The organism is Labrenzia sp. CP4 (assembly GCF_001579905.1).
Lineage (GTDB): Bacteria > Pseudomonadota > Alphaproteobacteria > Rhizobiales > Stappiaceae > Roseibium > Roseibium algicola.
This window is the reverse complement of the sequence record NZ_CP011927.1, coordinates 4,373,462-4,398,398: the sequence shown is the minus strand read 5'-3', so window position 1 is coordinate 4,398,398 and position 24,937 is coordinate 4,373,462. Positions and strand designations below refer to the sequence as shown.

Here is a 24,937-nt window from a genome sequence, read left to right as displayed (position 1 = left end):
TCCCCCGAAGTCGGACTTCCTGAACCTTGAGATGCCGGGCGGCAGGCCGCCCGGCATCAGGATCGTTCTTAGTATCCCAGGTCTTTCTTCATCTCGTAGATGGCCATGTTATCATCTTTGAGCGTGTAGAGTTTGGACTCGGTCTGGATCCACTTCGGCGGCATCGTGCCATCTGCAAGGTAGGCTTCAAGCGCGTCCAGCGCCGGGCCAGCCATGTTCGGGGTCAGTTCGATCGTGGCATTGGCTTCGCCGTTTGCCATCGCCAGGTGGATGTCCGGAACACTGTCGATCGAGACGATCTTGATGTCCTCACCGGGCTTCAGGCCGGCTTCCTTGATCGCCTGGATGGCGCCGACGGCCATGTCGTCGTTGTGGGCATAAAGGGCACAGATGTTGGCGCCGCCAACGGCCTTCAGGAAGCTTTCCATGACGACCTTGCCCTGGCTGCGGGTGAAGTCGCCGGTCTGGCTGCGGACGATGTTCAGATTGTCATGGCCGGAAATCGCCTGCTCGAAGCCCTTCTTGCGGTCGATGGCGGGGCTGGAACCGGTTGTTCCCTGAAGTTCGACGATGTCGCACTTCTCGCCGGCAGTTTCATCAACCAGCCACTGGCCGGCGACGCTGCCTTCGTGAACAAGGTCCGACGTGACGGCGGTCATGTAGAGATCTTCCGGTGCGTCGACAGTCCGGTCAAGCAGCACGACCGGGATCTCGGCATCCTTGGCTTCTTCCAGGACTTCGTCCCAACCGGTGGCAACCACAGGAGCGAGCAGGATCGCATCAACACCCTGTGCGATGAAAGACCGGATCGCCTTGATCTGGTTTTCCTGCTTCTGCTGGGCGTCGGCGAATTTCAGATCAATGCCGCGCTTTTCAGCTTCCTGCTTGGTGACAGTTGTTTCAGCTGCACGCCAACCGGATTCAGATCCGATCTGCGAAAAACCGATGGTCAGATCGGCAGCCATGGCGGTCATCGGGACAAACGACATTGCCCCGGCAATAAGCATTGCCTTGAGTTTCATAGGGTCTCCTCCACAAGGTATATTCTCCTCACAAAAATCATTAAGTAATACTTTATTACTTTTGTAAAGCGAGTAGCGTTGTGCGGTGCGAACAGGATGGGTAAGTATCTGTAATAATGAGAAAAATAGAGATCTGGATTGCCTCTTTCCTTCGTCGTTTCCGGACCTGATCCGGCAATCCACGCCGATGCGGGGCCATTTCCGGGAGGCGTGACAGAGGTCAGGAAGGGGCATGGAATCCACGGTTGAGCTATGGCGCGACGAGGAAGGAATGAGGCTCATCATTGGTCCTCCCGGTCCAAGTCAAGATCCAGGGTCCAGTACACACCTCCGTGTGGAATTGCCGAGAGCGGCAAGGATATTGTTCTGTGGCCCTGCTTTCCCGAGGGAGAGTACCCTGAAAACGACAAAAGCCCGGGCAGCAGAGCCCGGGCTTCGTGAAGTGCGACGATGGGCAAGACTATCCGTCCAGCTTCACCCAGGCAGCGTTTTTCGCCGAAGAGCGGACACAGGCGTCGACAAAGCGCACGCCGGCAAGTCCATCCGTGATTCCCGGAACCAGAGAGCTGGCGTTCTTGCCGGACTGGTGGGCACGGATGGCGTCGGCAGCGTCCTTGTAGAGGTTGGCGAAGCCTTCCAGATAGCCTTCCGGATGTCCTGGCGGCACACGGGTGGCCGAGGCGATGCTGTCGAGCATGCCCGCACCACCCCGGGTCAGCAGCTGCTTCGGCTTTCCGAAAGGCGTGTAGTGGAGATAGTTCGGGTCTTCCTGGTGCCACTCGAGCCCAGCCTTGTCGCCATAGATCCGGATCTTGAGATTGTTCTCGTTGCCCGGTGCCACCTGCGAACACCACAGCATGCCGCGCGCGCCGCTGGCGTAGCGCAGCATCACGTGGCCGTTGTCATCCACCTGACGGCCCGGAACGAAGGACTGCAGGTCGGCTGCAAGGCTTTCCGGCGACTGGCCGGTAATGAAGCAGGCAAGATTATAGGCATGAGTGCCGATATCGCCCGTGGAGCCGCCAAGGCCCGTGCGTGCAGGGTCTGTACGCCAATCAGCCTGCTTGTTGTGCTGTTCCACCGTCAGCCAGTCCTGGGGATACTCCACCTGAACGACGCGGATCGTGCCGAGGACGCCACTGGCTACCATCTCGCGTGCCTGCCGAACCATCGGATAACCGGTGTAGTTGTGGGTCAGGAAGAAGAGGGCATCGGAGCTTTCCGCAGCCTTCACGAATTTCTTGGCATCGGCCAGGGTCGAAGTCAGAGGCTTGTCGCAGATGACATGGATCCCGCGTTTCAGGAATTCCTTCGCCGCGGGATAGTGCATGTGGTTCGGCGTCACGATGGCAACGGCTTCTATGCCGTCTTTGAGCCGGGCTTCGCGCTTGGCCATTTCCTCGAAAGAGCCATAGATGCGATCTTCCTTGAGGCCAAGCGCGCGGCCAGATTCAAGAGCTTTCTCCGGGGTGGAAGACAGGGCCCCCGCCACCAGGTCGTAGGCGCCGTCGATGCGCGCGGCAATTCGGTGAACGGCGCCGATAAAGGCATCCTTGCCGCCGCCGACCATGCCGAGCCGGATCGGGCGCGTCTGCACGGTGTCTTTTCCTTCGATGGCCATATCGCTCCTCCTGAAACTGTTTCTGTTCTATCGTGCCGCGCGCTGTAATCGATTACACGCGTTGTTTACATACATAGAAACCTCATGCTGAGGAAGCGCGGATGCGCTTTTTCGTGGGAGGGGCCACTTGTTTTCAAAATTGCAGCCCACCCTTCGAAATGGACCGGGCGGTCCTCCTCATGACGAGAGTGAGAGGTGGCGAGCGTCGTCGCCGACCCTTCCAATTGTTGCCTCGTCGAAGTCAAAACTCTAGTTGATCCCCAGCATCTTCCGGTTGGCTGCCTCGTCACTGCCGCCGTCGGCAAAATCATCAAAGGCCTTTTCGGTCACGCGGATGATGTGAGCCTTCACGAAGTCCGCGCCTTCCCGGGCTCCGTCTTCAGGGTGCTTCAGGCAGCATTCCCACTCAACCACGGCCCAGCCATCGAAATCATTCGCGGCCATCTTGGAAAAGACGGCTCCGAAATCGACCTGACCATCGCCAAGGGAGCGGAAGCGGCCAGCGCGGTCAACCCACGACTGGTAGCCGCCATAAACACCCTGACGTCCGGTCGGGTTGAACTCGGCATCCTTGACGTGGAACATGCCGATCCGGTCTTTGTAGATGTCGATATTGTCCAGATAATCCAGGCACTGCAGCACATAGTGGGACGGATCGTAGAGCATCTTGCAGCGGTCGTGACCGTTGACGCGCTCCAGGAACATCTCGAAGGTGATGCCGTCATGCAGGTCCTCACCCGGGTGAATTTCGTAACAGACATCAACCCCCATTTCCTCGGCATAGTCGAGGATCGGACGCCAGCGTCTGGCAAGTTCGTCAAATGCGGTTTCGATCAGTCCGGCAGGACGCTGCGGCCACGGATAGACATAGGGCCAGGCAAGCGCGCCGGAAAAGGTGGCGTGGGCTGAAATGCCGAGATTGCGGCTTGCGGCCAGGGCCAGTTTGACCTGGTCGACCGCCCAGGCCTGACGGGCGGCAGGATTGCCATGGACATGCGGCGCGGCAAAGCCGTCGAAAGCCGTGTCATAGGCCGGGTGCACGGCAACGAGCTGGCCCTGCAAGTGGGTCGAAAGCTCGGTGATCTCGACACCGTTCTCGCGCGCCGTTCCAATGAATTCGTCGCAATAGGTCTTGGAACTGGCGGCCTTTTCAAGGTCGATCAGCCTGCTGTCCCAACTGGGTACCTGAACGCCAAGATAGCCGCAGTCCGCGGCCCATTTCGTGATCGACGCCCAGGAATTGAACGGCGCTTCGTCCCCCGCAAACTGGGCGAGAAACAACGCCGGACCCTTTATGGTTTTCATGACATTCTCCAGAAATCGGGGAAGGTGAGGTGGAAAGGGCCGGGGTCCCATCGCGAAAGACCCCGGCCTGCTACGTCCCGAAGCCTTAGAAGGGCGAATCCGGGAAGTAGTAGTTTTCAGCATTTTCCGGCGTGATCAGCGTCGCACCGAGAATGTAGCGGCCGGCAACCGGACCATTGGACTTGAAGGCGGCAACCGTCTGGTCCATGGCGGTGGCGATCATCGCCGGCGGATAGAGAACGTCGACCGGAATAAGGGTATCGCCATCCATGATTGCCTTGATGGTTTCCTTCATGCCGGCACCGCCAACGACGAACATGCCGTCGCCGTCACGGCCAGCCTGTTTCAGGGCGGCAACCACGCCAATGGCGATGTCGTCGTCCTGTGCCCAGACCGCGTCGATGTCCGGGAAGCGGGACAGGAAGTCCTGCATCACTTCAAAGCCGTCGTCGCGGTTCCAGTTGGCGTGCTTGTGGTCGAGCACGTTGATGCCGGAGCCTTCGATCTCGGCCATGAACGCGTCGAAGCGCTCATTGTCGATGACCGTCGGAATACCGCGCAGGATGACGATGTTGTCGCCGTCCTTCAGGCGGGTCTTCATGTACTGGGCGGAAACACGGCCCAGTTCCGGGTTGTTGCCGGCCACATAAAGGTCTTCGATGCCCGGCTGGCTGAGGCCGCGGTCGACGACCGTGATCCAAGCACCGGATTTCTTGACGTTCAGCACCGGGTCGGTCAGCGGTTCGGATTCGAACGGCAGAACCACCAGGGCTTTGATCTGGTGAACGGAGACCAGGTCTTCCAGGGCACTTGCCTGTGCTTCCGGATCCGGCGAGTTCACCAGGATGAGATCGACATCCGGGTAAAGCGCCTCAAGCCGCTTTTCCGCTTGTTCCGCGTGCCAGTTCATGCCGGCTGCCCAGGCATGGGTCGGGGTCGGATAGCTGACGCCGATCTTGATTTTTTCCTGTGCAACCGCAGCGCCCGCAAAGGCCAGCGCACCGGTTACCGCGATCACTCCCAAAGCTTTCTTCATGAGCATTGCTTCCTCCTTCAATGCTGCCATCTGGACGCACCTCTCCCGTCCGGTGCGATCCGGTATTTGAATTGGGGACGGGTCCCGGTTCGGTTGAAATCAGGTCAGGGGCTTACTTGCTCTTGCGGAGCTTCCAGTCACTGCGCTGAAGAAACACTGCGACGATGATGATCAGGCCCTGCATGGTTCCATTCAGGTAATTCGAGATCACATCGGTGAAGTTCAAAATGTTGCCGATGGTGGTGAGAATGAGCGCACCAAGGATGGTGCCACCGATCCGGCCATACCCACCCTTCAGCACCGTACCGCCGATGATGACCGCGGCGATCGCCTCAAGTTCCCACAACACGCCGGTGGACGCGGACGCCGAGCCGAGGCGGGGCACGTAAATGATGGTGGCAAAGGAAACGCACAGGCCCTGGATGACATAGGTAAGCGTCTTCACACGGTCCACGTTGATCGCCGAGTATCTGGCGACAGCTTCGTTCGAACCGATGGCCGTGCAATAGCGGCCGAACGCTGTGCGGTTCAGCAGCAGCCAGCCGCAGATGGCAACCGCGATGAACACCCAGACAGGGAAGGGCAGGCCCAGAAACGTGTCGTAATAGACAGGCCGGTAGGTTCCGCGAATATCGAAGTTGAGCGACAGGGTGCCGCCATCGGCAAAGTAGGTCACCAGCGAGCGATAGATGCCCATGGTGCCGAGCGTCACGATGAAGGCTTCGATCTTGCCCTTGGTGGTCAGGGCACCGTTCACCCAGCCGGCCCCGATGCCCAGCACGATGGCAAGGCCGCAGCCGAGCAGAACTGTCGGAACGCCGCTGCCCATGGTTTCGACGGCGTTGTTCATGATGATGATCATGACACCGGAAATGGCTGCCGCCATGGACCCCACAGACAGATCGATGCCTCCGGCGGTGATGACGAAGGTCGCCCCGACAGCAATGATGCCGATGAAGGCAGAGCGGGTCAGAAGGTTGGTCAGATTGCCTTCGCTGACGAAGGCAGGGTTAAGCAGAAAGCCGATGATGCAAAGGATCAGAAGGGCAACTGCGGGGCCAATCGTCTTGAAGTCTATGGAAGACCTCTTGGCCGGCTTGGCCGCTGTATCGTCAGACGCGGTCATCATGGTCAATGGAGTTCCTCCCGTTTCAGCCCGGCGGCGTAGCGCATGATTTCGTTTTCGTTGATGTGATCGCCGGTCAGAACGCCGGTGATATGGCCTTCGCGCATCACCACTACCCGATGGCAAATACCGATGATTTCAGGCATTTCCGAAGAGATGACCACGACCGAAACCCCTTCGGCGGCAAGGGCTGCGATGAAGTGGTAGATCTGTTGTTTCGTGCCGACATCGATACCGCGGGTCGGTTCATCGATGATGACGATCTTCGGATCGCATTCCATGATCTTGGCGAGCAGCAGCTTCTGCTGGTTGCCGCCCGACAGCTTGCCGACTGTGATTTCCTTGTCGCGGGCCCGAACATCGAAGCGGCGGATGGCACGGTTGAGCGCGTCTTCTTCCGCTTTGCTGTCGAGACCGAAATTGCGGACGAATTTCGGCAGGGCGAACAGTGTCAGGTTTGGCCGCATCTTCTTGTCGAGAAGCAGTCCTTTTTCTTTCCGGTCCTTGGTGAGATAGGCCAAACCAAGGTCCCGTGCCTGCGCGACGGTCATGGGGCCGGTGTCGCGTCCAAAAAGCCTGATGGTTCCTGCTTCAAACGGAGCAAGGCCGCAAATCGTCTCGAAGACTGCGGTCCTGCCGGAGCCGATCAGACCCGAAAAGCCCAATATCTCGCCCTTGCGCAGGCTGAAGCTGACGTTGTCGACGGACGGCGCACGCAGGTTCTGGACTTCCAGAACGAGCTCTGCATCGACGTCTGCCTCATGCATGGGCGGGTAGAGGTCGGAAAGCTCCCGGCCAACCATCATCTGGGCCATCATGTCCGGCGTCAGATCGCTGGAGGCACGCGTGTCGATCCACTGACCGTCACGCAGGATGGTGACGCGGTCGGCAATCTCCTTGACCTCGTTGAGCTTGTGCGAAACGAACACGATGCCGACGCCGCTTTCTTTCAGCTTTTCCACCTGGCGGAAGAAAACCTGGGTTTCCTCTTCGGTCAGAACGGCGGTTGGTTCGTCCATGATCAGGATGCGGGCGTTCCGGCTGACAGCCTTGACGATCTCGACCATCTGCTTCTGGGCGATGGTAAGGTCGGAAATGCGGTCGGTCGGGGAAATGTCGAGGCCGATCTCGTCCAGATACTTCCGGACGGTTGCCTGCATGGCCGCCTTGTCCAGAAAGCCGTTGGATTTGATCTCGCGGCCGAGGAACACGTTTTCCTCTACCGTCATCTGTTCGGCGAGGTTGAGCTCCTGGTGGATCAGCACGACGCCGAGTTTCTCTGCGCCGCCGTTCGCGGGCAGGTCGGTCTGCTTGCCGTCGAGACGGATCTGGCCGGAGGTCGGATCATGAAAACCGGAGAGGATTTTCATCAGCGTCGACTTGCCGGCGCCGTTCTCGCCGATCAGGGCGTGAACCTCGCCAGGGCGGACGTCCATGCTGACACTGAACAGCACGGGAACCGGCCCAAAGGATTTGCTGATGTTCACGGCCTCGATGACCGCTGCCGGAGCAGTGGTGTCCACGCTCATTTTTGTTCCTCCCAAGGCGCCAAAGTCCTCTTCCTCAATGGCGCCGTGCGTTTGATGTAAACGTTTTCATGGATCGTGTAAACCTTTACATTGGTCTCTGTAAACCTTTTCATTATGTGCAATGCGTTCTATACAGCGTAGATGGCGTTGCGATTCATGGACTTACCACGGGGCCGCACCGCAGCATGTCTGGAAATAGAAAATGAGCGAACCGGGCGAGCGGCCGGCGACCATTGAAGACGTTGCGAAACTGGCGGGCGTATCCATCGCGACCGTCAGCAGGGCCTTGCGCTCGCCGGAGAAGGTTGCCGAGAGCACGCGCAAGAAGGTTACGGCCGCCATTGCCCGGACCGGCTACACCGCCAACGCCATGGCGCAGAACCTGCGCATGCAGCGCTCGCAGATGGTGCTGGTGCTGGCGTCTTCCATTGCTGATCCAAACTTTGCCGGCATTCTGACAGGGCTGGAAAAAGCGGCAAACGACCGTGGTTATGGTGTCCTCATCGGCAACACCGAAGGTACCAGCGGACTGGAGCAGAACTACCTGCGTTTCCTGTCGACGGGCATGGCCGACGGGCTTGTCTTGCTGACAGGACATATTCCGGTTGCCGGGCAGCCACAAACACCGCTCACCAACCTGCCGCCGATCGTTGCGACCGAGCGTCCGGTCTCGAATCCCGAAATCAGCTACGTCGGCGTGGATGATGTCGCGGCCTCCAAGGTGGCGACCGAATATCTGATCTCCCTGGGGCACCGGCGGATCACCTATATTTCCGGCGGGCCCGCCGACATCCGCAGCGATCTTCGCCATTCCGGATATCTGCAAGGGTTGAGAGAATCACCCGAGGCACTACGCGACTGGCGCGTGGAGGGCGACGGCTCCAGCGAGAGCGGGCGTGCCGCCGTCGAACGGCTGTTCATCAAGGACGACCTGCCGACCGCATTCTTCTGTTTCAACGACAACACCGCCATAGGGGTCATCTCGGCACTTCAACTGCGTGGCTACCGCGTCCCGGAAGATTTCTCCGTGCTTGGTTTCGACGACATTCCCTTTGCCAACAATTTCACGCCCGGATTGACGACAATCCGCCAACCCCGGCAACATATCGGCGAAAAGGCCATGACAATCCTGCTTGATCGCCTTGCGAACCGGTCCCTGGAAACGCGCACTCATCTGCTCCACGGGGATCTCATCGTGCGCGAGAGCTGTGGTGGCATTTCCCGCAAGCTGAAGTGACGTACTGTCGGCTTGATGCCAGTGCGCACTAGGCGCTGGCAGACCTTCTGATCGCAGTCGATGATCCGACAAGCGTAAGCAGCTGGTTCGTGACCGCCCTGGTTCCCATGTCACCGCCGAATTCCATCGGTCGCAACACATTTTCCTGAAAGCCGGTGTCGACTGCGCCGTTGATCAGGTCTGCGGCATCTGCAAGGGAGGGCTTGTCCAACTTCTCGGCGAGATAGTCCAGCATCAGCGCAGCACTCAAGATCGCGGCCAGCGGGTTGGCCTTGTCTTCTCCCATGATGTCGGGGGCGCTGCCGTGGGCAGGCTGAAACAATCCGGTGGTGTCGCCGATCTCCCCACAGGCGGCCATGCCCATGCCACCCACCAGGCCACCGGCAAGGTCCGAAAGAATGTCGCCGAACATGTTTTCCATCACCAGAACGTCGAACTCCCAGGGCTTGCGCACCAGGTCGAGCGCTTGTGCGTCGACGTAATTGTAGCCGACAGGCACGTCGGCAAATTCCGATTTCACTTCGTCGAAGATCTGGCGGAAGAAGGCCAGAGAGGTGAACACATTCGCCTTGTCGACACAGGTGAGCCTGCCCGGATGGCCGCGCTCGCGCCGTTTGCGGGCAAGGTTGAATGCAAAGCGATGCAGCTTGGTGGTGGTTTTGCGCGTGATGCGCAAAACGTCCTGCACTTCGTCATCATTGACTACGAGGCTGCGCTTGTGTGCTGCTGCAGAGTAGAACAGCCCTTCGGTAGATTCCCGCAGGATAACGAGATCGATACCGGCAGCGCGCGGATCGGCGAGCCTTTGCGGTGCGTTGGGATAGGCTTTGACCGGGCGAACACCCGCATAAAGCCCAAAGCGATCGCGCAGGCGCAAATGCGGCGAGATCTCCGTGCCGTTTGCATGCCGGATCGAGGGAAGGCCGATGGCTCCAAGGAAAATTGCATCGGCAAGCCCCGCGCGTTCCTCTCCGCCGTCTTCGATGTCGAGGCCAGTCTCCTTGAAGTAACCCGCCCCTGCCTGGATCTCGTCATAGCGGGGCGCGGGTTCTCCCGTGTGCTTCAAGGCTGTTTCCAGCACGGCAATGGCTGCTTCCGCCACATCGACGCCAATACCGTCACCTTTTATCAGGGCAATTTTCATGGGACTGTTCCTCAAATCCAATCAACGTCGTAGCGCTCGACGATCCGGCCGATCTGGTCCGGATTGAGCGCCGTTGCGGCAGTGCCGCGAAGCAGAAGGGCAAGCCTGGCTGTTGCTTCCAGCTCTTCCATGGCATGGACGGCGGCGGCCAGATCCCGGCCGGCAACAACGGGGCCGTGGTTGGCCAGCAGAACGGCAGAGCGACGGCCCGCAAGTCCTCGGACCGCGTCTCCCATTGCCGGATCTCCCGGCACGAAAAACGGCAGAAGCTTCACCTTGCCGAGCTGCATGATCCCGTAGGCCGTCAGGGGTGGCAGAACGTTGTCCGGATCGATCTCCGGCAACAGGGAAAGCGCAACCGAGTGGCACGAATGAAGATGCACGACCGCACCTGCCGAATGGCGGGTCTCGTAAAAGGCCGTGTGAAGCGGGATTTCCTTCGTCGGCCTGTCACCCGAAAGCAGTTCGCCCTGAACAGAAAGATGGCTGATCCGGGCCGGGTCCAGAAACCCCATGGAGGAGCCGGTCGGGGTAACGAGCAATGTGCCATCCGACAGACGAACGGAGAGATTGCCGGTCGATCCATGTGTCAAACCACGGTCGAACAGCGATTTTGCCATCAGGCAAATCTGTTCGCGGGTGGTTGCGCTTTCGCTCATCGGCTTGTCTCCAGAACGCTGAGCGCCTCGGAGAAGAAGTTCGGTCCACCGAAGTTGCCGGATTTCAGCGCCAGCGCCAGCGGCTGACCGCTCACCTTGAGCGCGGGAACACCCGGCGCGATCTTCGGACCGATATCCAGTGTGTTTGCCCCGAGACCGGAAACAACGGCCCCTGACGTTTCGCCGCCAGCGACCACCATTCGGCTGACGCCGGCGCTGAACAGTGACGCCGCCAGATCGGAAAAAAACTGCTCAATCGCTGCCGCACTTTTTTCCCTGCCGTATTTTTGTTGGGCAGCACCCACCACCTCCGGGTCGGCGGAGGAATAAAGCAGGGGCGAAGCGTCCTGGCGAAGTACCCAGCCAGCGATTTCCTGCACCGACAGTGCCTTCGCCATGATGTCGTCGACAGTCAGTTCACGCGAGGGCGCAATGGCCTTGTAGCTCGCCACCTGGGCGCGAGTTGCCACTGAACATGAACCGGACAGAACCACGGCTTTGCCCGAATGTCCGGTCCAGTTCGCTGCCGCAGGCGCGTGGCCAAAGTTCTTGGGCAAGCCGAGTGCCAAGCCCGAGCCCCCGACAAGAAGCTTTCGTGCCGCGATTGCCCGCCCAATGGTGGCAAGATTATCGTTGCGGATTGCATCCACAATCACCATCGACTTGCCGTCGGCAGGGCAGGCGAGGTTGATTGCGGCCGGACCATCTGCCACGTGATCGAGGGAGACATGACCGACTGCCCAGGACGTCTGACGAGCCAGCACGCGCCGGATGTCCGGGTCGCCCATCGGCGTCAACGGATGGTGGCGCATGCCGCTTTCGCTCAAAAGCCTGTCTGCGACGAAGAGATGTCCCTGGTAGACGGTTCGTCCGTTTTCCGGAAAGGCCGGGCAGACGATCACACATGTCTCGCCAAGCCTGTCGGCAAGGGCTTCCGCCACCGGGCCGATATTGCCTTCGTCGGTCGAATCGAACGTCGAACAGATCTTGAAGACAATCTGCTTGCATCCCTGATCGGTCAGCCAGTCGCAGGCTCGCAGGGACTGGGCAACTGCCTCTGCAGCTGGGATCGTTCGGGACTTCAGACTGATGATGCCGGCGTCCACCGACGCTAGTGCCGGAACATCGGGTACACCGACATATTGAGCCGCCGTCATGCCGCCTTCCGACAGCATCAATGCAATGTCGGAGGCTCCGGTAAAATCATCCGCGATCACGCCCAGCTTCATGAGCGGATCCCCTTGAGCGGACCACGGTCGAGACGGAAGATGTGGTCCGGGCCGTGTTGCGGAAAGAGCGTTCGCACCAGGGGATCATGTCCCGGCACAACAAGGTCTATCGAGCTGGCAAGGTGCTGAATGGTTCCAAAACCATCCAGCATGTCCTGCATGTCGACCACGATCGGGAACGGTTTGGCTTCCAGGAAATTCTCGTAGTAGTGCGCTGCGTCGGAAGCCAGGCACATCCAGCCAGCTTCTGTCAGTACACGAACCGCCTGCAACCCCTTGCTGTGCCCGCCAATGCGATGAACTGTAAGTCCTTCCCGGACTTCGCCATCTCCTTCATGAAAGATTACCCGGCCAGAGTAGAGCCTTTGCACAGCTTCACAGACATGGTCCGCGGTGTAGGGAGCCTTCATCGCGCCCTGGCACATGCAGGGACCTGTGGCGAAAGCCATTTCCGCTGCCTGCAGATGGATGGTGGCATTGGGAAAATGCTTCAAGCCGCCCGCGTGGTCATAATGCAGATGGGTGACGATGATGGTCGTCACGGCCTCAGGTTCAATGCCGAGAGGGGCCAGGGCCTCTACCGGATTGAGCCGGACAGGACGGCCGCGCCGCGCGCCTTCCTCGCCGTCGTAACCTGTGTCGACCAGGATGATCTCGTCCTGCCGCCGCAGCACCCAGATGAAGTAATCCATCTCGTGTGGCTGGTCGTGGTTGTCGTCGAACAGAAAACTGTCCTTGCGCGTGCGCGCATTCCTGTCGGCATATTTGACCGCGAAAACCTGCCAGGGGCTCATGAGGCCACCTTCGCGTAGGTTCGGACCGTTTTCTGCGCGATCATCCCGGCAACCTTTGCATCGAACGACTTGAAGTGAGGGGTTTGCAGATGCGCCTGAAAGGCGTCGGCGTCGTCATAAAGTTCATAGAGAAACACATCGCCGGGGCGATCAGGGGCGGTGCAGACGTCGAATTGCCTGCATCCGGGTTCGTCCTTCAGGGACGCTTCGGCGTTTGCGATCATGAGCGGCAGAAAATCCTTCACCGCCTCGGCCTTGATCTGAAACACCACCGTTACGGCATACATGTTCTTCTCCTCAGCGGAACAGGTTCACCATACCCATCGAAAGGAAGGGTATGTAAGTCACGGCGAGCAGGGCGGCGATTGCGGCTATGTAGAGCGGTGCCATGTTGCGGGCGATCGACAAAACACCGACGCCGGATATCCGCGAGGCAACATAAAGTGTTGCACCAACCGGAGGTGTGAACAGGCCGACGGCCACATTGCAGGTCATGATCACACCCAGATGGACCGGGTCGACGCCGAAGGCTTGCGCGGTCGGCAGGAACAGCGGTGCCGTCAGCAGGATTGCAGGAACCGGATCGAGAACGAGACCGAGGACCAGAAGCACGACATTGACCAGCAACAGGAACATCCAGGGTCCGGTTGAAAACGCCTGCACGAAACCGACCAGGATCTGGGGCATCTGTTCAAGCGTGATCAGCCAGCCAAGGACTGTCGTTGCACCGATCACGACCATCACCACCGCGCTGGTGACGAAGCTGTCGATAAGAAGACGCGGCAGATCGCGGAGTTTGAAGTCCCGGTAGACAACAGTTGTCACGAACAGGCCGTAGACGACGGCAAGGGCCGCGGCTTCCGTAGGGGTTACCCAGCCGGTGAAAATGCCGCCGAGGATCACGATCGGCATGAACAGGGCAGGGGCGGTACCGATGAAGGAACTGGTCAATTCCTTGAAGGTCGTGGTGCGCCCACCGGGGTCGCACTTGGTGGTCTTGCCGACATAATAGCAAACCGCCATGAACAGGGCGCCGAACAGAATGCCGGGAACCATGCCACCGAGAAAGAGATCGGCAACCGAAACGTTGCCGACAAAGCCGTAGATCAGCATCGGAATGGATGGTGGGATGATGATGCCGATCGTCCCGGCTGCCGCCACCAGACCGGCGGCGAAGGCGGTGTTGTAGCCCTCGCGGGACATGTTCTTGATCATGACCGAACCGATGGCTGCGCTGTCGGCAATGGCCGAACCCGAAATGCCGCCGAAAATCATGGATGCGCCGACGACGACCATGCCGAGCCCGCCTGCCATGAAGCCGAAGGCTGCCCTTGCAAAGCCGATGATGCGCAGGCCGACACCGCCGCGGCTCATCATTTCCCCGGCGACGATGAAGAGCGGGATCGCAAGGAAGTGGTTCGGCTCCACCCCGCCGATAAAATTCAGGAACAGCGCCTGCAAGGGGTAACCGAGATCAAAGACAATGATCGGCAGGACAGCGGTGATCAGAATTGCCCAGACCAGCGGAATGCCGATGAAAACGGAGGTCAGGAAGACCGCAACAACGAAGATCAGGATCATGAGAGGGCCTCGCCGCCATCTGAGTGCGCTGCATGAGGAACGACAGGATTTTTGAGGTCGTAGACCATGTTGAAGAGATGGAAGATCAGGGTCAGTGTCATGCCGGCTGGCATGGACGCGTAGAGCAGACCGACAGGCCAGTAGAGAACCGTTGTCTTTTGTGCCCAGGTATGGATCGAGATATTGACACCGGTGTAGATCAGGCTGAGCAGCAGGACGACAATGATCACGTCGATTGCGATCGACAAGACACGTTGACCCGTCAGCGGCACCAGTTTCTCGACAACTTCGGTAACGCGCATGTGCGCGCCCCGGGCAACCGCTGCCGCACAGCCGATGAAGGTGCTCCAGAGCAGCAGGAAGCTGGTCACTTCCAGCGACCATGCGAGGTCGAAGCCGGCGAAGCCGCGAAGCCAGGCGTTGCAGAACACCAGGGTGACGATCGAAAAGCCGCCGAGCGCCAGGCATATATCGACCAGGTGACTGAGCCAGCGAAGCGCAGCCGGATAGTGATCTCGGTAATCCAAGGGTCGTCTCTTCTTGAAAAGGGCCGGAACCGCCGCGTGACGTGCGGTTCCGGCTGTTGAGCCCCGGAGCACCCTGCGTTCTTTCGAACGCCGTTTGGCGCTCCGACCCACAAGAAACGATCAACTGTTCAACGGGCAACCGGCTCGATCACCCGTGCGTTGATCTCGTTGCCTGATCAGTTCTGGGCCGGGAGTTTTTCGCGGATCGCTGCCGCATCTGACAGGATCTGGTCGACGGCTTCCTCGCCGTAGACATCCTTGGCCTTTGCGTAGACCGACTGCACAGCCTCGCGGAACGGCGCGATATCGGGAACGCTGACCGTGGCGCCGGATTCCTGCATTTCCGTGAGTTGGCTTTCGACCGAACTCTTGACGAGGTTTCGGCTGAAGGCTGCGGAATCGGCTGCAGCTTTCATCACGGCTTCCTTGTCTTCGTCGGAAAAGGACTGCCAGGTCTTTTCGGCGACCGTCAGGGGCAGAGGGCTGTAGACGTGGCGTGTCAGCGTGATGTAGGGCGCAACTTCATAGAACCGCAGTGACTTGATGGTGTCGACCGGGTTCTCCTGGCCGTTGACGATGCCCTGCTGAATGGAAATGTAGACGTCGGTAATCGGCATCACGACCGTCTGGAAACCGATGGCTTCCATCGACCAGCGGATCATGTCGTTCGGGAAGACGCGCATTTTCATGGACTTGGCGTCTTCTGGCGAATTCAGCGGTTCGTTGGTGGTGAAGCTGCGGAACCCGGCTTCCCAAGTCGACAGTACCCGGAAACCCTTTTCCGGCAGCTTGGCGAATTCTCCCTGCAGCCATTCGGAATTGTCATAGAGTTCCCAACCCTGCTCGTAGGTGTCGACGAGGAAGGGCATGGCAGTGAGGTTCAGCGTCGGCATGTGCGTGGCGTAGCTGCCCGTGGCCGAGACCGTGAAGTCGATGCCGCCAAGCTGCAGCAGTTCAATGGCTTTCGGATCGTTTGCGAGCGATCCGGACGGGAAGATCTGAACTTCGTAACGGCCGTCCGTATATTCCGCGACCTTCTCCGCAAACAGTTCTGCAGCCTGCTGACGGGATCCGCCAGGGTTGTCCGTATGGCTGAATCGCAAGGTTTCGACAGCCTGCGCGCCGCTCATGCCCATTGTGAGAATTGCCGCGCTCATCAGCAGGCGGCTCAAGGATTTCTTGTCAAGCATTTCAATCTCCTCCCACGGCCGCTCCAAGGCCGTATCAATTTACACATTCGATTGCGTATACGCTAACCAATCCCTTGTCAACGACGCTAATGTCGACTATCAAAAATCCAATGATGGAATTGCCGCTTCGAAACAGGGAAAGCCTTCGGGTCTTCTGCCGATTTCAGGAGTGTGCGGGAGGACGAAAAAAGATGAACGACGGCTCTGCAAAAGACCTGGGCGTCTCGGACACGTTACGCGTTGCCTGTCTTGGAGCGGGCTACTTTGCCCAGTTTCACTACGATGCCTGGCGCAGGGTCGAACGGGTTCGGCTGGTCGGTTCCTGTGATCAGGATCCCGCGAAGGCGAAGGCCACTGGACTGACTGCCTTCAGTGATCTGGAGTGCATGCTGAAGATGGCGAAACCCGATCTGCTGGACATCATCACGCCACCGCCGACGCATTTCAGCGCCATCGAGCTTGCAATCAGGAAGGGGGTGAAGACGATCATCTGTCAGAAACCGTTCTGTACCTCGCTCGAGGAAGCCCGGAAGGCAACGAAGCTGGCAGAAGAAGCCGGCGTAATCATCGTCATCCATGAAAACTTCCGCTTCCAGCCCTGGTACCGGACAATCCGACAGGCTCTGGAACGGCAACTGCTTGGCGATTTGCTTCAGGTAACTTTCCGGCTGCGCACAGGGGACGGGCAGGGGCCGAAGGCCTATCTGGACCGGCAGCCGTATTTTCAGGAAATGCCCAGGTTGCTGATCCATGAGACCGGCGTTCACTGGATCGATACGTTTCGCTACCTGATCGGCGAGCCCGAGGCGGTCTATGCGGATCTTCGCAGGCTCAACCCGGCCATCAAGGGAGAGGACGCCGGCTATTTCATTTTCGACTATTCAAACGGGGTGAGAGCGCTCTTCGACGGCAACAGGCTTCTGGACCACGCCGCCGAAAATTGCAGAACCACACTTGGTGAAGCTCTCTTGGAGGGCACTCGGGGAACTCTGACATTGAAAGGCGACGGCTCGGTGCGCTTGCGTCATTTCGGCGACAAGGACGAAACTCTTCTGCTGGCGGCACAGGATTGGCCTGGCTTTGGCGGCGATTGCGTCAAGAATCTGATAAGCCATGTTGTAGACGGTCTCCTGGATGGAAAGCCGCTGGAAAACGAGGCGCGGAGCTACCTGAAGGTGATTGCAATCGAACAGGCCATCTATGAGTCGGACCGCAAGGGGCAGAAAATCCGGGAGTTTGACTGTGCTTGAGGCTCCGAAACAAAAGACCATCACCACCCAGGCCATGGAACAGATCCGCCAGCTCATTTTCGACGGTGAACTGGCGGCCGGCTCCGATCATCTCGAAAGCGAACTTGCTGACCGGCTTGGCATGTCCCGCACACCGGTGCGCGAGGCAACCTTGATGCTGGCCCAGCAAGGCCTTCTGGAGGTGCGACCACGCAAGGGTGTTCGCATCGCCACCTTGTCGTTGAAGGACATGGAGGAAATCTACGCCATCCTGACCGAACTGGAGAGTCTTGCTGCCGAAGAAGCCGCTGAAAAAGGCTATTCGGAAACGGATCTTGCGGATCTCAAGCAGGCGATCGAGGCCATGGAAGATGCATTGGAGCGTGAGGACCGGGAAGCCTGGGCGATAGCCGATGATGCCTTCCACACGGAGCTTGTCCGCCTCGGTGGCAACTCGCGTGTCCAGTCCATCGTCTCGATGATGTCCAATCAGGTGCGCCGGGCACGCGCCATGACGCTTTACATTCGCCCGCTGCCGGTCAAGTCCAACGAAGACCACCGGGCGGTCTTCGACGCGATCCGCAAGGGCGACGCCCAGGCGGCACGCCAGCGCCACCATCTTCATCGCCAGGATGCCCGCGAGGTGCTGATCGAGCTCCTGAAAAAGCACAAGCTGTTTCAGCTCTGAGCTTCACTCGGATGTATTTCTCTCGTCAGGTTCAACGATAACGGCGTAGGGGGGGTGGCAGCAGGTGGCAGTGCCTACCCGCCTTGCCAGACCTTGATCGCCTCCACCGGGTAGACCAGCATCAGAACGTTCAGCGTCAGATTGTCCTTTATCACCCAGAGCGCAAGCAGTTCGAAAGCAATCCCGACCAGGATCGTGACCCAGACCGGCATGCGCCAGGCAAAGAAGAAGCCGGCGAGCATCCAAAGAATATCGAAGACGGAATTCAGGACGCTGTCGCCGGTGTAACCAACGGCAATGGTCGCTTCGCGGTACCGGTCGATGATCCACGGGCTGTTCTCGACAATTTCCCAGGCTGCTTCGATGAAGATCGCTCCGAGCGCGCGCTCACCGACGGAACTGCGTCTGAAAACCAGCCACAGGAACAGATAGAACAGGAAGCCGTGGATGATATGCGAGGGCGTGTACCAGTCGGCGATATGTTGCGAGGAACCGGCGACATCGCTGGCCGGTGTCCACAACAGGACATAGCCGCAATCACAGATCGGGATCCGCCCCATGGCCAGGAGAATGGCCGCTGTGGCGGCAATCATCACCAGGCCGACGATCAGACATTTGCTTCGGCTCATGGGGTCTCCTCGGACTGTCGGGGCAAATCGGCGATTCTCTACTGGAAATCTTCAAGAATTCTCTCTATGACCTTCCGCCAACGAAACATCAATCCGTCCGGCTCTGAGTGGAAGGTTGCGCCCCGGTTTTCCCGGCGTGTTTGCGCGGCCCCGCCGGATTTGGGATCAGGAGATCTTCATGACTGGCCTAAACGGCACGGCGCCTTATCAGTCCCGGCGCACCTTCGCGATCATTTCACACCCGGATGCCGGTAAGACGACCCTGACCGAAAAGCTGCTGCTTTCAGGCGGCGCGATCCGGGCGGCGGGCCAAGTGCGCGCCCGCGGCGAACGCCGCCGTGCAAGGTCCGACTGGATGAAGATCGAGCAGGAACGCGGCATTTCCGTCTCGTCCTCCGTCATGACCTTCGAGCGCAAGGGCATCGTCTACAATCTGCTCGACACGCCTGGTCACGAGGACTTCTCCGAAGATACCTATCGCACGCTGACCGCCGTCGATGCGGCCATCATGGTGATCGACGCTGCAAAGGGTATCGAAACCCAGACACGCAAGCTGTTCGAAGTCTGCCGCCTGCGCGACATCCCGATCATCACCTTCGTCAACAAGATCGATCGTGAAGGCCGGCATGCGCTGGAGATTCTGGACGAGGTACAGGAGGCACTGGCTCTCGACGTCTCTCCGCAGACATGGCCCGTCGGGATGGGCTCGGACTTCTTCGGTGTCTATGACTGGCAGCAGAAGAAATTCCACACGTCCGACGGCGAGCGCGGTGGTGCCTTTACCCAGACCAAGGACGTTTCCGGTCTTGATGACGAGGTCCTGACCGGCACCGTGTTCGACCGGATCATGGATGAATTGACCGAGAACGTCGAACTGGGCGCCGAAGGCTACGCCGAATTCGACAAGGAAAGCTTCCTGGAAGGGCACCTGACGCCGGTTTTCTTCGGCTCGGCGCTGCGTGACTACGGCATCGAGGAAGTGCTCGATTTTATCGCCGACTTCGCCCCGCCGCCGCATTCGCAGCCGGCGACAGGCGGGCGCACAATCATGCCGCAGGAAGACAAGGTCACCGGCTTCGTCTTCAAAGTGCAGGCAAACATGGACCCCAAGCACCGCGACCGCATTGCCTTCGTGCGCCTGTGCTCCGGCACCTTCAAGCGCGGCATGAAGCTGAAGCACGTTCGCGCCGACAAGCAGATTGCCGTCTCCGCACCGATCTTCTTCTTTGCCGAGGAACGGGAAATCGCCGACCTTGCCTATCCGGGCGACGTCATCGGTGTTCCCAACCATGGCCAGTTGCGTGTTGGCGACACCCTGACCGAAGGCGAGAACATCCACGTCACCGGCCTGCCGGCCTTCGCACCGGAAATCCTGCGCCGCGTACGCCTGTCCGACACTATGCGCGTCAAACAGATGCGTCAGGGCCTTCAGGACCTGGCCGAAGAAGGCCTTGTTCAGATCTTCAAACCGGATCTCGGCTCCAACTGGATCGTCGGCGTGGTCGGCGCACTGCAGCTTGATGTCGTGGTGGATCGGCTGAAGGCGGAGTATGGCACTGAAATCGGCTTCGAAGCAGTGCCTTACACCACCGCCCGCTGGATCGAAACAGACAGCCAGACCCTGCAGAAGATGCTGGAAGGCCACCGCATGTCGATCGCCAATGACCGTGACGACAAGCCGGTGTTCCTGTTCAAGAACGCCTGGGAGATCGGTCACGTAACCGAAAAATTCCCGGACGTGAAATTCCGCGAAACCCGCGAGATCGTCTACGAGGCGTAACCGGAAAACTCGGCTCCAGCCTTTCTCCGTTCACTGAGCGCCCCAGTATCTTTGATATGGGGTTACCTCAGGGGCTGAGAGGAATGAGCATGGGAGCCGGACCACCTGGCTGGCCTCAACCTTTATCAGGCTCTTCGCCGCGCCCCACGAACCGTGCGCTGTCCACGGGGGGCTATGTTATCTCGCTTGGGTTTTTCACAAGAAACGATTTCGAGTTTCAGAAGTTGGCTCGTGACTAATGCGGATTCATGAAAGTTGTTTTGAGGATAATTTATTGTAATTTTTAACGGTTATTGTCTTTCAGGTCGAGTATTTGTGAAATATTTGGCTAAGTATTGATTTTAAATAATATTTCTTGTGTTGATAGAGCTGAAAGGCTTCTCTAGGATACTTGCAGCTGCCGGAATATAGGTATTCCAGCTGGAATGCAGCTAAGAGAGCGAATAAGCAAGTGCGATACGAGCCTGTCGGGCATGGTTCGCCGCCGCTTCAAAAGGCCAAGGGCGAAGCGCAAGCGGTAGAAATCCGCCGTCTGTCCAAGCCGTTCTGGATAACCGTGATCATCAGCGCGGTGAGCCTGATGGCGTTTGTGTCGTTCCTTTCCTGGACCCTTGACCGCAATTCCATCCGATCTTCAGAACATATTTTCACGGCCATGCTTGGCGATCGCTCCGATCATCTGGCGGACATCACGCTTGAGTACGGCTATTGGAACGACGCGGTCGAAAACCTTGTCGAATCCTTTGATATGACCTGGATACGGGAAACCTTTGTCGACTACATGCAGGAAGAACTGCAGATCGACGGGATCCACCTGCTGGATGGCAACAACCAGCCCAAGGTTCATGTGGTGGAAGGCAAGGTCGCCAATACGGACTTGCGGGTTCGCTATGGGCCTTCGATGAGCGTTCTGATTGCCGATGCCCGAAATACGCCGCAGGATGAGGCGCCGGTTCCGGCAACAGGTCTGGTTGGGAACCTTGAGACGCTTTACCTCGCCAGCGCTGTTTTGCTGACGTCCTACACAGAGGACAGCGACACCAGTACCGATCATGTGCTGGTCTTCGCACGGCCTATCAATGCCTCAGTCCTGGCGGATATGGCGGAGAAATATCACTTGCCCGGTCTTGGGTTGGCGCAAATACCCCCGGCCTTCTGGCAGGCTGGATACGACATTGAGACCGTGGACAGGCGGCACCTCGGGTTTTTCGTTTGGAACCCGGAACTGGCCGGATTTCGGATGTTGCCTCTTCTGGCCCTTGGGGTGTTGGCGGTCTATCTCGGCATGTACTTGTCCGCGCGCATGTTCTTCCACCGTGCAACAGATACGGTCCGGGCGCTTGCGGAAGCCAAACACCAGGCGGACAAGGTCAAGGAACTACTGGCCAATCAGGCCAGGAGCGACCCTCTGACGGGGCTGGGCAACAGGCGATTGCTGGATGAAAAGCTGGCGCTCCTGCAAGACGTCAAGCCGTTGGCAGACGGTCACGCGCTGCTCTATGTCGACCTTGATCGGTTCAAGGAAATAAACGACACCTACGGCCATGAAACAGGGGACCTGGTGCTTTTGCATGTCGCGGAAGCTTTGACCGGCCTTGTCAATGCGGACGACACGGTTGTCCGGCTGGGCGGGGATGAGTTCGTCATTGTGTTCGGCAGGGCACGGCGCGAGCGGGTGCTTTCGGCAAGCCGGGCGATCGTGGAACAACTCAGCCGGCCGGTGAACCTGGACGGTGCTACCTATACCTTCGGAGCCAGTGTCGGCGTCGCTTTTTCGCACAAGCCTTCGGAACTGCTTCGCCAGGCGGATGTTGCACTTTATTCGGCGAAACGGCGGGGCAGGGCACAGGTTGCGGTCTATTCTTCCGACCTGCTGGATTTCCGGCATGTCCCCATTCAGTCGGCAGCTCAGCCGGGCTGATAGGAAAAGACCGGCCAGAAGGCCGGTCTTGAACGTCAGGAGGCTTTCGCTGGCGGCAATTCGATATCGATGCCGAGCGTGGTGACGTCACCGGTCCTGTCCATTTCGAGACGGACGGAGTCCGGGTCGATCGCAACGCGCTTTGCCACGACGGCAAGGATGTCTTCCCGCAGACTTGAGATCAGGACCGCGTCGGAGCCGTCGTCGGCCCGTTCGTGCGCCAGCAGAATTTGCAGCCGGTTCTTGGCAACAGAGGCACTTTCACCTCTTTTGCCAAAGAGGCTCAGGATGTTCATGCGGCCCTCCCCTTGAAGAACTTGCCGAACAGGCCCTTCTTTTCCTCAGGGATTGTGACCGGGATATTTTCACCCAGCAGACGGCGCACGGCCTCGGTATAGGCCTTTGCGGCAGGCGAATTTTCGTCCGACAGCGTGATCGGCAGACCGACGTTCGACGCTTTCAGCACGTCCTTGCTTTCCGGCACGACGCCGATGAGCGGCACGGAGAGAATGTCGACGACATCGTCGGTTGCCAGCATGTCACCGGTCTTGGCACGCTCGGTGTCGTAACGGGTGATCATCAGGTGCTTAGGCATCCGGCCGCCGTCTTCGGCAATCTTGGTCTTCGCGTCGAGCAGGCCGATGATCCGATCGCAGTCGCGTACGGACGACACTTCCGGGTTGGACACGATGATGGCCTCATCCGCATGGCGCATGGCCAGCGTCGCACCGCGTTCGATGCCCGCGGGGCTGTCGCAGATCACCCAGTCGAAATACATCCGCAATTCGCTGATGACGCTGGCAACGCCCTCTTCGGTCAATGCGTCCTTGTCCCGGGTCTGGGAGGCCGGCAGCAGGTAGAGGTTGTTCAGCTTCTTGTCGCGCACCAGCGCCTGTTTGATCGAAGCTTCGCCGCGCACCACGTTGACGAGGTCGAACACGACCCGCCGTTCCGCACCCATGATCAGGTCGAGGTTGCGCAACCCGACGTCGAAGTCGATGGCGCAGACCTGGTAGCCTTCTTTGGCAAGCGCCGAGGCGATAGCTGCGGTGGTGGTGGTTTTGCCCACGCCGCCCTTGCCTGACGTGACCACAACGACAGTAGCGTTGCTCATGGTGTTCGTCCTGTTTTTGTTGTCAGTCCGGCGGCCTTCTGCAGCCGGCCCTGTGGTTAGTTCAGCTCTTCAAAGACGAGGGTCTCGTTTTCGAAGCGGATCTGCGCAGGTGCGTTGCGCAGGGCGCCATCGAAATCGTCCGCGACCTTGTAGAGCCCGTTGATGGAAACCAGCTCCGCATCCAGCTTGGAACAGAAGATACGGGCGCTGTCTTTCCCTGCGACACCGGCCAATGCACGTCCGCGCAGGGCGCCGTAAACGTGTATCGAGCCACCGGCGATTATTTCGGCGCCGGAACTCACGGAGCCGATGACAGTGACGTCGCCTTCCGGATGCAGGATGCTCTGGCCCGAGCGCACCGGTTCGGTAATCACGATGGAAGATCCGCTTGCGATGCTGGCCGGCGAGGTCTCCCACGCTTCCGGTTCGACATCGCTGTCACCGTTTGCCTTGCTCTCCTTGGCTTTGGGCTCAGCGGCTGTCTTCTTGGACTTTGCAGTTGTGTTCCTGGTCGAGCCATCTGCGTCCTTGGCGTCCGGCTTTTCGGTTTCAGAACCGTTTCCAGCCACGGCCGAAGCGTTTGCAGGGGGCGGGACATCCACGTCGGACGCCAGACGGCCACCGGAAAAGCTCGGCGGCATGCCGGCTTTCAGGCGTGTTCCGGCGACACCGTCAATTCCCATCACTCGGATCGAGCGTTCGGAAAGTTCGGCAAGAAGCTGTTCCAGCTCTTCAATCGGAATCTTGGTTCCCCGAACGTCCAGAATGATCGGCCTGTCGATGAAAAATCCCGGCGAGCGTTCGATGATCCGGTCGATTTCACGGAACCAGTCCGCGAAGGGCGGTTCCGGGCTCAGAACGATGGCAATGAAGGATTTTCCCTTGAACTTCATCAAAGAGTCCGGCGGCACAATTGGTCAGGTTGATTTGGTCGGATAAACCTATCATTAACCGAACCGGACAATCGGGCAGGCGACCGTTTTCCACCGATATCAATTTTCATCAGATATTTCAGATAATTGGCTCTTCCACCTAGTGCGCTGGTCAATTGCAATGGGACCCTCTTGCCAAAAATACCAAGAGAACCGCCAAGAATCGCAGCATTGCGTTGCTGCCCGCCTGCTTTGCTGGCGCATTGGTTAACTCAATTCCCGTAAAGAACTGGATTTTTGCCATATTGCAGTGCAAAATGTACGTTCTGGTGTTTAGGGCGCAGAGCGTCTTGGGGAAAAGAATGAGTAACTTCAGTGATATGATGACATATCTCGGTCTCGATACGAGTGAGGCTGCGATGGTGCTCAATGTATCTGAAGATGAAATTCTTCGCTGGTGCAATACGAGCGAGGCTCCTCCTATCCATATCTGGCAGGGCCTTGTGCGCATGCTCGACGAAATCCGCCTGTCGGCCGAGGAAGCCGCCAAATCGGCCGATCTCGATCATCTGGATGCAACGGACCTCAACCGGATCAACCTGATGGTGCCTGGCGGAACCACGTCGGATCTTGCAGGCCCGAAGCGGGCCGCAACTGCGCTCGCGGTCGCGACACTGGCACGGGTCTTCGTTTGATCTGAACCG

The 24,937-nt window shown here is 58.9% G+C and carries 24 protein-coding genes; 6 read left to right on the top strand and 18 right to left on the bottom strand.

All coding sequences use genetic code 11. The features are described from left to right. Positions 1 to 68 precede the first annotated feature (68 nt). The 6 genes from ytfQ to ACP90_RS20190 all read right to left on the bottom strand — a co-directional run bounded on the left by ytfQ (position 69) and on the right by ACP90_RS20190 (position 7,639). Complete coding sequence (ytfQ, locus tag ACP90_RS20215) at positions 69 to 1,022, bottom strand: galactofuranose ABC transporter, galactofuranose-binding protein YtfQ (RefSeq protein ID WP_022999992.1); 954 nt, start codon at positions 1,020 to 1,022, stop codon at positions 69 to 71. Between the two features lie 460 nt (positions 1,023 to 1,482). Beyond that, a complete protein-coding gene (locus ACP90_RS20210; protein ID WP_062489640.1) occupies positions 1,483 to 2,643 on the bottom strand; it encodes a Gfo/Idh/MocA family oxidoreductase in 1,161 nt (386 codons plus the stop codon). 249 nt (positions 2,644 to 2,892) lie between these two features. Beyond that, on the bottom strand, positions 2,893 to 3,948 hold the full coding sequence (locus ACP90_RS20205) for a sugar phosphate isomerase/epimerase (protein WP_022999994.1): 1,056 nt from the start codon (positions 3,946 to 3,948) through the stop codon (positions 2,893 to 2,895). A gap of 85 nt (positions 3,949 to 4,033) precedes the next feature. Beyond that, positions 4,034 to 5,014, bottom strand: coding sequence for a substrate-binding domain-containing protein (locus tag ACP90_RS20200; protein ID WP_022999995.1), 981 nt, complete (start codon positions 5,012 to 5,014; stop codon positions 4,034 to 4,036). Between the two features lie 82 nt (positions 5,015 to 5,096). Then, a complete protein-coding gene (locus tag ACP90_RS20195; protein WP_022999996.1) occupies positions 5,097 to 6,113 on the bottom strand; it encodes an ABC transporter permease in 1,017 nt (338 codons plus the stop codon). 2 nt (positions 6,114 to 6,115) lie between these two features. After that, entirely contained in the window at positions 6,116 to 7,639 is a 1,524-nt protein-coding gene (locus ACP90_RS20190; RefSeq protein ID WP_055658470.1) for a sugar ABC transporter ATP-binding protein, read from the bottom strand. A 202-nt stretch (positions 7,640 to 7,841) separates the two neighbouring features. Between ACP90_RS20190 and ACP90_RS20185 the strand changes: the two genes are divergently transcribed. Then, entirely contained in the window at positions 7,842 to 8,876 is a 1,035-nt protein-coding gene (locus ACP90_RS20185) for a LacI family DNA-binding transcriptional regulator (RefSeq protein ID WP_062489638.1), read from the top strand. Between the two features lie 28 nt (positions 8,877 to 8,904). On the opposite strand, the gene ACP90_RS20180 is transcribed toward ACP90_RS20185, so the two are convergent. The 8 genes from ACP90_RS20180 to ACP90_RS20145 all read right to left on the bottom strand — a co-directional run bounded on the left by ACP90_RS20180 (position 8,905) and on the right by ACP90_RS20145 (position 16,000). Continuing rightward, entirely contained in the window at positions 8,905 to 10,020 is a 1,116-nt protein-coding gene (locus tag ACP90_RS20180; protein ID WP_062489636.1) for an isocitrate/isopropylmalate family dehydrogenase, read from the bottom strand. Positions 10,021 to 10,031: 11 nt separating this feature from the next. Beyond that, positions 10,032 to 10,679 (bottom strand): 3-oxo-tetronate 4-phosphate decarboxylase, encoded by a 648-nt coding sequence (gene otnC / locus ACP90_RS20175; RefSeq protein ID WP_062489634.1) that lies wholly within the window; start codon positions 10,677 to 10,679, stop codon positions 10,032 to 10,034. Continuing rightward, a complete protein-coding gene (gene otnK / locus ACP90_RS20170; RefSeq protein WP_062489632.1) occupies positions 10,676 to 11,908 on the bottom strand; it encodes a 3-oxo-tetronate kinase in 1,233 nt (410 codons plus the stop codon). The genes otnC and otnK overlap by 4 nt, the downstream gene beginning before the upstream one ends. Continuing rightward, positions 11,905 to 12,702 (bottom strand): N-acyl homoserine lactonase family protein, encoded by a 798-nt coding sequence (locus ACP90_RS20165; protein ID WP_062489630.1) that lies wholly within the window; start codon positions 12,700 to 12,702, stop codon positions 11,905 to 11,907. The genes otnK and ACP90_RS20165 overlap by 4 nt, the downstream gene beginning before the upstream one ends. Continuing rightward, complete coding sequence (locus tag ACP90_RS20160; RefSeq protein WP_062489628.1) at positions 12,699 to 12,989, bottom strand: putative quinol monooxygenase; 291 nt, start codon at positions 12,987 to 12,989, stop codon at positions 12,699 to 12,701. The genes ACP90_RS20165 and ACP90_RS20160 overlap by 4 nt, the downstream gene beginning before the upstream one ends. 10 nt (positions 12,990 to 12,999) lie before the next feature. After that, positions 13,000 to 14,283 (bottom strand): TRAP transporter large permease, encoded by a 1,284-nt coding sequence (locus tag ACP90_RS20155; protein ID WP_023000004.1) that lies wholly within the window; start codon positions 14,281 to 14,283, stop codon positions 13,000 to 13,002. Further along, complete coding sequence (locus tag ACP90_RS20150; protein WP_062489626.1) at positions 14,280 to 14,810, bottom strand: TRAP transporter small permease; 531 nt, start codon at positions 14,808 to 14,810, stop codon at positions 14,280 to 14,282. Before ACP90_RS20150 ends, ACP90_RS20155 begins: the two co-directional genes overlap by 4 nt. A 176-nt stretch (positions 14,811 to 14,986) precedes the next feature. Next, positions 14,987 to 16,000: a TRAP transporter substrate-binding protein gene (locus tag ACP90_RS20145; protein WP_023000006.1), complete on the bottom strand. Its 1,014-nt coding sequence runs from the start codon at positions 15,998 to 16,000 to the stop codon at positions 14,987 to 14,989. Positions 16,001 to 16,191: 191 nt separating this feature from the next. On the opposite strand from ACP90_RS20145, the gene ACP90_RS20140 reads away from it, so the two are divergent. Together ACP90_RS20140 and ACP90_RS20135 are read left to right on the top strand one after the other, a co-directional pair. Further along, positions 16,192 to 17,250: a Gfo/Idh/MocA family oxidoreductase gene (locus ACP90_RS20140; protein WP_023000007.1), complete on the top strand. Its 1,059-nt coding sequence runs from the start codon at positions 16,192 to 16,194 to the stop codon at positions 17,248 to 17,250. Then, positions 17,243 to 17,917 carry a GntR family transcriptional regulator gene (locus ACP90_RS20135; RefSeq protein WP_055658487.1) on the top strand — a complete coding sequence of 225 codons (675 nt, stop codon included), beginning with the start codon at positions 17,243 to 17,245 and terminating at the stop codon, positions 17,915 to 17,917. Before ACP90_RS20140 ends, ACP90_RS20135 begins: the two co-directional genes overlap by 8 nt. A gap of 74 nt (positions 17,918 to 17,991) precedes the next feature. On the opposite strand, the gene ACP90_RS20130 is transcribed toward ACP90_RS20135, so the two are convergent. Beyond that, entirely contained in the window at positions 17,992 to 18,546 is a 555-nt protein-coding gene (locus ACP90_RS20130; RefSeq protein WP_055658489.1) for a DUF2585 domain-containing protein, read from the bottom strand. Positions 18,547 to 18,724: 178 nt separating this feature from the next. On the opposite strand from ACP90_RS20130, the gene ACP90_RS20125 reads away from it, so the two are divergent. Together ACP90_RS20125 and ACP90_RS20120 are read left to right on the top strand one after the other, a co-directional pair. Next, entirely contained in the window at positions 18,725 to 20,326 is a 1,602-nt protein-coding gene (locus tag ACP90_RS20125; protein ID WP_062491811.1) for a peptide chain release factor 3, read from the top strand. A gap of 451 nt (positions 20,327 to 20,777) precedes the next feature. After that, on the top strand, positions 20,778 to 22,247 hold the full coding sequence (locus tag ACP90_RS20120; protein WP_062489625.1) for a diguanylate cyclase: 1,470 nt from the start codon (positions 20,778 to 20,780) through the stop codon (positions 22,245 to 22,247). A gap of 35 nt (positions 22,248 to 22,282) precedes the next feature. Here ACP90_RS20120 and minE read toward each other — a convergent pair whose 3' ends face one another. From minE to minC, 3 genes are read right to left on the bottom strand one after another with little or no spacing between them, the layout of a single operon-like run. After that, entirely contained in the window at positions 22,283 to 22,543 is a 261-nt protein-coding gene (minE, locus tag ACP90_RS20115; RefSeq protein ID WP_023000012.1) for a cell division topological specificity factor MinE, read from the bottom strand. Further along, the gene (minD, locus tag ACP90_RS20110) at positions 22,540 to 23,361 is read right to left on the bottom strand and encodes a septum site-determining protein MinD (protein ID WP_006939389.1); all 822 of its coding nucleotides are present in this window, start codon (positions 23,359 to 23,361) and stop codon (positions 22,540 to 22,542) included. Before minD ends, minE begins: the two co-directional genes overlap by 4 nt. 56 nt (positions 23,362 to 23,417) lie before the next feature. After that, complete coding sequence (minC, locus tag ACP90_RS20105) at positions 23,418 to 24,254, bottom strand: septum site-determining protein MinC (protein WP_062489623.1); 837 nt, start codon at positions 24,252 to 24,254, stop codon at positions 23,418 to 23,420. A gap of 341 nt (positions 24,255 to 24,595) precedes the next feature. Here minC and ACP90_RS20100 point away from each other — a divergent pair, with 341 nt between their 5' ends. Further along, complete coding sequence (locus ACP90_RS20100; RefSeq protein ID WP_139314017.1) at positions 24,596 to 24,928, top strand: hypothetical protein; 333 nt, start codon at positions 24,596 to 24,598, stop codon at positions 24,926 to 24,928. Positions 24,929 to 24,937 lie beyond the last annotated feature (9 nt).